Source organism: Kyrpidia sp., assembly GCF_023512215.1.
GTDB lineage: Bacteria > Bacillota > Bacilli > Kyrpidiales > Kyrpidiaceae > Kyrpidia > Kyrpidia spormannii.
Genome location: NZ_JAILZZ010000039.1, coordinates 24513 through 33071, shown reverse-complemented (window position 1 = coordinate 33071; position 8559 = coordinate 24513). Strand labels below are relative to the sequence as shown.

General features: G+C 63.3%; 4 protein-coding genes. All 4 read left to right on the top strand.

The features are described from left to right. Positions 1-211 precede the first annotated feature (211 nt). Genes K6T64_RS12550 through K6T64_RS12535 form a run of 4 tightly spaced genes read left to right on the top strand, consistent with a single transcriptional unit; the run spans position 212 to position 8538 of the window. Entirely contained in the window at positions 212-1714 is a 1503-nt protein-coding gene (locus K6T64_RS12550) for a TIGR02677 family protein (RefSeq protein WP_288010553.1), read from the top strand. Beyond that, positions 1711-2943 (top strand): TIGR02678 family protein, encoded by a 1233-nt coding sequence (locus K6T64_RS12545; RefSeq protein ID WP_288010552.1) that lies wholly within the window; start codon positions 1711-1713, stop codon positions 2941-2943. Before K6T64_RS12550 ends, K6T64_RS12545 begins: the two co-directional genes overlap by 4 nt. A 4-nt stretch (positions 2944-2947) precedes the next feature. Then, complete coding sequence (locus tag K6T64_RS12540) at positions 2948-7159, top strand: TIGR02680 family protein (protein WP_288010551.1); 4212 nt, start codon at positions 2948-2950, stop codon at positions 7157-7159. Then, a complete protein-coding gene (locus K6T64_RS12535; protein WP_288010556.1) occupies positions 7159-8538 on the top strand; it encodes a TIGR02679 family protein in 1380 nt (459 codons plus the stop codon). The genes K6T64_RS12540 and K6T64_RS12535 overlap by 1 nt, the downstream gene beginning before the upstream one ends. Positions 8539-8559 lie beyond the last annotated feature (21 nt).

Below are 8559 nucleotides of genomic sequence, written 5' to 3'. Positions count from 1 at the left end.
GGAAGCACACGCCGAGAAGCGCGCCCACCCCGGGGGCGGCTCCCTTCCGGATGGAAGGAGACAAAGGTCAGGCCGACGGCGGTTTGTTGGATAGTTTTGATAAGATATCCCGGCAGCTGCTGATACCACCTGCTTTCCTACAAATTGGGGTATAATAAGTTTTTGAAAATCCCGTGTGTGTTTGTGTGAAACCCGTGAAAGGATGTTGCCGGTGAATCCGAACGCCCCGGTTGATGCGCGCATACGTGCGGTCCCGGAGACCAAATACCTCAACGCCGACAACGTGGCCCGGTACCGCCTGATCATGCGCTTCTTTTACGACAATTACCGAAAACTGAAATACTGGCTGAAACCCGAAGAGGTATTTGAGGCCGTCTCAGCCACCGGGCTGGTGTCGGAGTACACCCTGGAGTTGTGCCGGCAGGACCTGGAGGTTTTGACCGAGTGGAAAAATCTCGCCAAGCGACACGACGGGGGGCGGGCGGCGACCATCGAAGAATACTTGCGCAAGCGGTTTCGCTACCAAATGACCCGGTATGCGGTGGAAATCGAACGCATGCTGGAAGCGCTGGAGAATCTGCAGGGATACGGCGGTTCTCTGGAGCCGACTCTGCTGGAGCGCCTGGCCGGTTACTTGCGCACCATCGTGGAACGCGACACGGCGTTCACCCCGGATGAGGCGGGGCGCCTGTGGCGCGATATCCAGGAGGCCTTCCGGAACCTTCAGGAGAACGCCTCGGACTACCTCGCCAGCCTGCACAGCGGCCGGGCCGAAGAGCTGATGGTCACCGAACAGTTTCTGCCGTTCAAAGACCGACTCACTCACTATCTCCAAAATTTCATGGTCGGATTGCAAAAATACGCCCCCCAGATCGAAGGGATCCTCCGGCGCACCGATCCCGATCGGTGGGAGCGATTCCTACACGCCGTGGTTCAAGCGGACCTGCTCATGCCTTCCCTGGAAGAATCCTTCACCGAAGAAGAACAGCTCCGGCGTCGCCGCGAAGAATGGGCGGTGTTCGTCCAGTGGTTTACCGGGACGGACCGCGAGGAGAGCGATGTGGCCGACCTTGAGCGGGAAACGAAAAATGCCATCGCCCGGGTGGTACGGATGGCCGTGGCCATCCAGGAACGCCGGCGGGTGGGACTCAGCCGGCGACAGGAGCTGGACGATCTGGGGCAATGGTTTTTCCGGATCGACTCCCGGGCCGAAGCGGACAAGCTCGCCGCTTACGCCTTCGGTTTGTTCCGGGCCCATCATTTTCAAGGAGAGCCCCAGCGAATCTCCGATGCCGGGGATCTGTCCATGTGGGATCAGCCGCCCCAGGTCCGCGCGCTGGGATCGCGCAGCCGCGCCCGGCGCCGGGTGGGGAGCGCCGAGCCGGTCCGCGATACCCGGCGGGAACAGGCCGAGACCCGGGCCCGGGTGTTGGCCCGAAAGGCCGCCGAATCCGAAGTGGTGGCGCGGTTCCTCGAACTCGGGGAGTTCGATCTGAGCGAGTTGGACAGGCTGACCCCGTTTCACCGGCAGGTGCTGCTGCAATGGCTCAGCCGGTGCCTGGCCAACGTCTCGAGAACGGCCCATACTCCCGAAGGCCTTGAGGTCCACATCTCCGACCCGCCGGATCGCCGGCGGACGGTCCTCCGGTTTGAGGACGGAGAGATGTCCCTGCCGGATTTTCACGTCCGGGTGCGAGAGGTGACGGCGCGATGAAACGAGTTCACCAAGCTTCCACGTCGACGGAGCCGTCCGGCGGCGAAACGATCGGCACTGACGAGTTCCGCACCGCCGCCCAGGCGCTCCTCAACCGCCCGTGGGTGACCAAGGCCGACGATCCGGAACTGTTCCGCCTGATCAAAATGCACTACGGACCGCTGCGGGACTGGTTTTACAACCATGTCGGGTACGGGCTGATTTTGACGCGGCACCTGGCCAAGTTAGAGAAAATTCCCGGGTCTTTTCAGCCGTGGATGGGCATCGAAGGCTTTCAGAGCCCCAGGGACTACGGCTTTTTCACCTATGGCCTGTGGTACCTCGAAGGGAAGGGCAACGGGGAACAATTCCTGCTTTCGGAAATGGTGGATTCCATCCGGGAGCATCTGCTCGGCATCGAAATCCATGTGGACTGGACGTTGTACGACCATCGCCAGTCCATGGCTCGGGCGCTGAAGAAACTGCGCCAGCTCCAGGTGCTGGTGGCCATCGAAGGGGAAGAGTGGGAGTGGGCCCGGGAAGGCGGGGACAGCAACGTGCTGTACGAATCCTCTCCGCTCGCGCATTATGTGCTGCGCCGATTCCCCAGGGAACTCGCGGCCTCCGGGAGCGTGGATGCGCTCATCGAAACGCTCGCAGAGTCTCGCCTGGAACAGGTGGGGGACGAAGAAGGGGCCGACGTGGTTCGGCGGCGCCACCGGGTGTTGCGCCGACTCCTGCTGGAGCCGATCGTGTACGATTGGCAATGGGAGGAAGAGGAGCGCCGGTACGTCCAAACCCAGCGCTCGTTCATCCTGCGGCAATTGTCCCACGTGGGACTGGAAGGAAGCCGTTTTCGGGAAGGGCTATATCTCTCCTGGCCCGAGCTCACAGGCGAGATGGCCCTCTTCCCCACCTCGGCGGCCATCTCCGATCTGGCCCTGGCCCTGGCCGGGGAACTGCGGCGGAGAATCGGGGCCGATCCCCGTGCCTTCGACCGGGACGATCGGGGTAATCTGGTGGTTTCTCTGTCGGAGCTGGAAGGGATGTTGATGCGGCTCAAAGACCGCCATGGCGCCTACTGGACAAAAGATCACCGGGAAAAGACCAGCGCCGTGCTGGCCGAGGAATTGATCGAGCACCTGGAGATGTGGAACCTCGGCGCTCGGGACGACACGGCATCGGTTCGGATCTATCCGGGCCTGTTGTTGTGGCAGGGCGAATACGACGATTGGAAGGATGAGGCGTAGCCGAATGAATACCCATCGCTGGCATCTGAACCGAGCCGGGCTGTTCAATTTCTGGTACTACGACGACGTGACGTTTCAGATCATCGACGGGCGGCTCATTTTTCGCGGGCCGAACGGCGCGGGAAAATCGGTGACCATGCAGACGTTTATCCCTCTGGTGTTGGACGGGGACAAACGACCTTCGCGGCTGGACCCTTTCGGATCAAAGGACAGACGGATCGAATATTATCTGCTCGGGGATGGGGACAGCGACATCCACGACCGCATCGGCTACGCCTATCTGGAGTTCTTTCACCCGGAAAAGCAGCAGTACCTGACCGTCGGCATCGGACTCCGGGCCCGCAGGGGCCAGCCCCAAGTGGGATTCTGGGGATTTGCCGTCACAGACGGCCGGCGGATCGGCGAGGATCTTTTTCTGTACGACCGGGCCGTTTATGAGCGGGACGGGGAAAAGCTGCCGCTTGACCGGGCGGGCCTCGAGGCGGCCATCGGGCCGGGCGGCCAGGTGGTGCGAGAGCAGGGCGAGTATCGCCAACTGGTCAACCGCCTGCTGTTCGGTTATGCGGACCCCGAGGGATTCCGCGATTTGCTCAATCTTCTCATCCAACTGCGCTCGCCGAAACTCTCGAAAGAGTTTCGGCCGTCGGCGGTGTACGAGATCTTAAACTCGGCATTGCCCCCGCTTTCCGAGGAGGAGTTGAACCCGCTCTCCTCGGTCTTGGAGGACCTGGACGAGATCGCGGACCGCGCGGAAGAACTGGAGCGCCAACTGGCGGCCGCCCGGCGGTTGCACAGCGTGTACAACGACTACAATGAGCTGCGCCTGTACGAAGCGGGATCCCGGGTCCAGGAAGCATATCGCACCTTTGAAGAATCCCGAGCCGCGGCCGACCGTGCCGAGCGGGATTTCGCCGCAGAAGACACCCATTACCAAGAAGTGTCCGCCAAGGTGGAAGAGGCGGAGGCGCGGGTTCGGCAGGCGGAGAACCGTTTGGACATCCTGGAACACTCCGAGGCCATGGAGAAACATCGCGAGTTGGCGTCCCTGGAGGACCAGTTGAAAGACGTTGTGCGGGATGCGGAACGCCTCGACCGGCGGCGGCGGGAAACTGAGCAAGACTTGGAGAAACGAAGCCGCCTCGCCGAGGAGAATCGGGAGGAATTGGCTCGCTCCCGGCGAGAGTTGAACCGCCTCCTGGAGCGGATGAACGATTTGGCCACCCGGTGCGAATTCGGCGATCACCAAGTCCATCTGCTCCGGCTCACCGCAGACCCCCCACCGGTGGAGGAGTCTTATTGGCACAATTGGACCCGGGACGTGGATGCCCACCGCAAACGGTTGCAAACGATGATGCAACTGGCGGTTGCTCGCCGGGAGGCCGAAGCCCGGGCCCGGCAGGAGGAGGCCCGCCTGTCCGAAGCCCGGGCGGAACGGGACGCCCGGGAACGCGATCTGCGCGACGCCGAAGCGGCATTGGAGGAAGCGCTTCGGATTCAGGGGGATCGGTTGCACGAGTGGTTTCAACACGTTGCGCACCTCCCGCTCTCTGTCGACATATTCCGGACGATGTTGCACGATCTGGACCGCTACCCGGAGTTGCCGTACGAACAGATCACGGCGCCGGTTCGGTCCGCTCTGGCCGATGCCGAACGCAACATCGGCGGGCAGCTTCTGCAACTTCGCCACGAACGCCGACTGGTGGAAAATGAGCGCGATCAGCTCAAAAGCGAACTGGCCGGGTGGATGGAGCGCCGGGAGCCCGAACCGCCGCGATCTCCAGCAAGGCAGGAGACCCGGGAACGGAGGCAACAAAGGGCAGTCGAGAGGGGAACAGCGGCCGGAGCCCCTCTCTATCGGGTGTGCGAATTTCGCGACGAAGTGGACGAGCCAACCAGGGCGGCTCTGGAGGCGGCGCTGGATCAGGCCGGCCTTTTGGATGCGTGGATCAGCTCAGAGGGCGTCGCGTTTGAGGCCGGAGACGAGGATGTCTTCTTGACGCCTCGCCCGGTGCTGTTCGGATACACCCTGGCCGATTACCTGCGACCGACCCCTCCCGATGAAAGCGGATTGACACCGGAGCAGGTCGACGACGTTCTGCGCACGATCCTCATTGGGGACAATCAGGACGGGGACGTCTGGGTGGGCGAGGCGGGGACCTATCGGATCGGACCTCTGACCGGTCAGGCCGCCGGTAAAGAGCGCGCCGAATGGATCGGTTACGACACCCGCCGCAGAACCCGCCTGGAACAGATCGAACGTTTGCGCCTGGAGATCGCGAACCGGGAAGAGACCATCGCCCGGATCCTGGAGCAGGAGGAGCAGCTCGAAACCGACCTGGCATCCGCCCGGTCCGAAGCGGCGGCGGTCCCCGGTGAAGCCGATTTGTCGGCGGCGGCACAGGCCCGGCAGACCGCGCGCTGGGCTCTCGACCGGGCTGCCCAGTGGGAGCGGGCACGGGATGAAGACTACCGAAAGGCGGACCGGGCGCGGCGAGAGGCGCATCGGGCGTTCGCGGAACAGGCGGCGACCTGGGAACGGTTGCGCCGGGAGGAAGATTTTGAAGAGGCGTTGCGACAACTCAACGATTATCAACATGCCGGCATCGACGCCCGGCGCGTCATTCAATTGACGGAACGCATTCACCGAGAACTGGCTCGGCTGGAAGAGGAGATCACCGCCGGGGGGCGCCGATTGGAAGAAGAACAGGCGGCGCTGTTCGATCTGCACCGGCGCCGACAGGATCTCGAACAGCGGCGGGACACCCTGCGGGGGCTGCTGGAGGAAATGGGCCTTTTGGATCTGCACGATCAAATCGCCCGGCTGCGGGAAGAGCGAATGCACTGGCGGGAAACGGAACGGGCTCTCCAAGAGGAGCTGCGCGGAAGCGGCGAGCGCCGGGGCGCGCTCAAAACCGAATGGGAACATCGGAAAGAGGCGTTGACGCAGACTCTCAGCGCCGCGCGGGAGGCGGCGATGCGACTCGCCCGGGAATGGGCTCTGCGCCTGGTGGATCTGGAAAGAGAAATCGACGCTTCCGTGCTGGAAACCGTCGGTTCGCAGATCCCGGCCAAGGCTCCCGAAGGCCCGCATGACCATGCGGGCACTCCCGAGGATTCCGGAGAACCGGAGGACCTCACGCCGTGGATTTCCCTCGGACAGGCCCTGGTCAAACGGTACAAGCCTCGATTCGCCGGCTGGCGCATGGACAATTTGACCATGAAGCTTCTGGACGTATTTTCCAAAGAGAAAAATGACCTCTTGGAGTATGTGCTGGATTGTCACCTGGACGAGGAGCTGGGCCGATATTTTATTGAGTCTGTTCAGGACCGCGCCCAGCGGCGAACCCCGCGGGCCCTGTGCGAAAAACTGGCGTCGGATCTGGAGCAGCAGCGGCTTTTGATTCAGGAAAAAGAGCGGGAGCTGTATGAACAGGTCTTGATCCACAGTGTCGGCCGCGCCATTCGGGATAAAATCAACCGCGCCCAAGCGTGGGTGGCGGAGATGAACCGGTTCATGGCCGCCCGCAGGACGTCCAGCGGCCTGGTGTTGTCCTTGGAATGGCGGCCGCGGCGGGCGGAGACCGAGCAGGAACTGGATGCTGCAGAACTGGTGCAACTGTTGCGCAAGGCGCCGGAAACGTTGCGGGACGACGAGCTGGAACGGATGGTGGCCCATTTTCGCTCCCGCATTCACTGGGCGAAAGAAGAAGCCGAGCAAGGGGCGAACCTGCGGCGGATGATGGGGCAGTTGCTCGACTACCGGACGTGGTTCACGTTCACGCTCTATTTTCGCAAAGGAGACACGCCCCGCCGGGAACTCACCGACTCCCAGTTCAACGTGATGAGCGGGGGCGAGAAAGCCATGTCCATGTACATCCCGCTGCTTGCCGCCGCCGACTCCCGGTACAAGGACTCGAGGCCCGACGCCCCGCGGATCATCTCTCTGGACGAAGCGTTCGCCGGAGTGGACGATGAGAATCTGCGCGATATGTTCCAACTGCTCACCGAGATGGATTTTGATTATATGATGACGAGCCAAGTCCTGTGGGGCTGTTACGACACGGTGCCGTCCCTGGCGATTTACGAGATCGTGCGGCCGGGCAGCGCCCGCCATGTGACCACCATCGCCTATCGGTGGAACGGGCGCCGCCGGGAGGCCGTTGAGGACCAGGGGGCGCTGGAAGCGGCCGCCACCGCGGAAGGCAGGGGTTCGTGATGGGCGATGCGCGCCCGGATCCGCCACAAGTGGCCGAGATGCGTGAGCAGTTGCGGAACTATCTCGTTCAGCCGGGGCTTGCCCGCCTGTGGCCCGCCGCCCGGGATAAATTCGAACGATTGGGCCGGGTGGCGGGACGGATTCGCCTGACCGGTCTCGCTTCCGATGAACGGAACGCGATTGGGGCGCTGCTGGCGGCTAACCTGTACGGCCGGGAAGAGGTTTCCCTCCGGCTTGCCGATCTGGATCGCGCTTTGCGAGAAACCCGGTTCGGCGTCGATCTGGTCACCTGTCTGCGGCTCTTGTACGGCGACCTGCACCTTCGCCCGGCGGAGCGGGCGGCGGACCGGGAGGCGTGGATCCGGTTTTGTGATTGGGTGCGCCGGACCGCCGTCCGACCATGGCTCGAGGGATGGGTGGACCGGTTGTGTCGGAGCCGGGGACCGGGCTACCGGACCTTTCTGGAATGTTACAAGACGTTTCGCGCCTCGGGGCGGTGCCCGGAATGGGAGTGGGCCGCTCGGGCGTTGTCGCGGGTGCCCCTCGGCAGCCCGGTGAGACTGCCGGTTCTCGCCGCGGAAACCGCCGGCGATCCCCATGGCTTGGATCGGGATCGCCTGGCCGGGAGAGTGTTTTACTGGGGACTCGTCGCCTGGGCCGAAGACCCGCAGGAAGAAGAACTCGAGTACGAAGGAGAGCCGGATATCCTCGCTCCCACGGAACGGACGCGCCGCTTGTACGATCGGGCGGGCGTCCGGCTGGACGACATCAGTTCTGTGGTGTGGGTGGCCGGCTGGCCGGGCCTCTCCGACCTTCCGGCCGCTCTGCCCCTCTTCACCCTGGAACAGGTGAGAAACATCCCGCCGGTTTCGGAGGTCCATGTGGTCGAAAACCCCGCCGTCTTCGCCTCGTTGTATGAGCGCATTCGGGTGGACGACGGCGTCCCTGCACGGCCCCTGGTTTGTCCCAGCGGCCAACCCTCCGCCGCGGCATTGAAACTGCTCGACGCAGTGGCGGAGAAAGGGCAAATTTGGTACAGCGGCGACTTCGATCCCCAAGGGCTTCAGATGGCCCTGGCTCTAAAGGAGCGGTACGGATCCCGATTTCGGCCCTGGCGGTTGGACCGGGAAACCTACTTGTCGGTGGACCATCCGGGGCTGCCGGACATCACCCCGGATGAAGATGCGACTCTGGGTCGGCTCACCATCCCGTGGGACCTGGAATTGATCCCGACCATGAGGACACGTCGGCGAAAAGTCTTTCAGGAGCAGCTCCTCGAACGTTTGGCCGCGGACCTCGAGAGCCACTCGCCCGGGCCGGCGGCGAACCGCCCCACGCCGCCGCAAGCTCCGGGCTTTCACCCGATCTCCGGAGAATAGATCGGCCCTCGGCGCCCCGGG

Coding starts and splice junctions, on each gene's coding strand:
- K6T64_RS12545 (WP_288010552.1), top strand. CDS start 1,711: ATGAAACGAGTTCACCAAGCTTCCACGTCGACGGAGCCGTCCGGCGGC.
- K6T64_RS12540 (WP_288010551.1), top strand. CDS start 2,948: ATGAATACCCATCGCTGGCATCTGAACCGAGCCGGGCTGTTCAATTTC.
- K6T64_RS12535 (WP_288010556.1), top strand. CDS start 7,159: ATGGGCGATGCGCGCCCGGATCCGCCACAAGTGGCCGAGATGCGTGAG.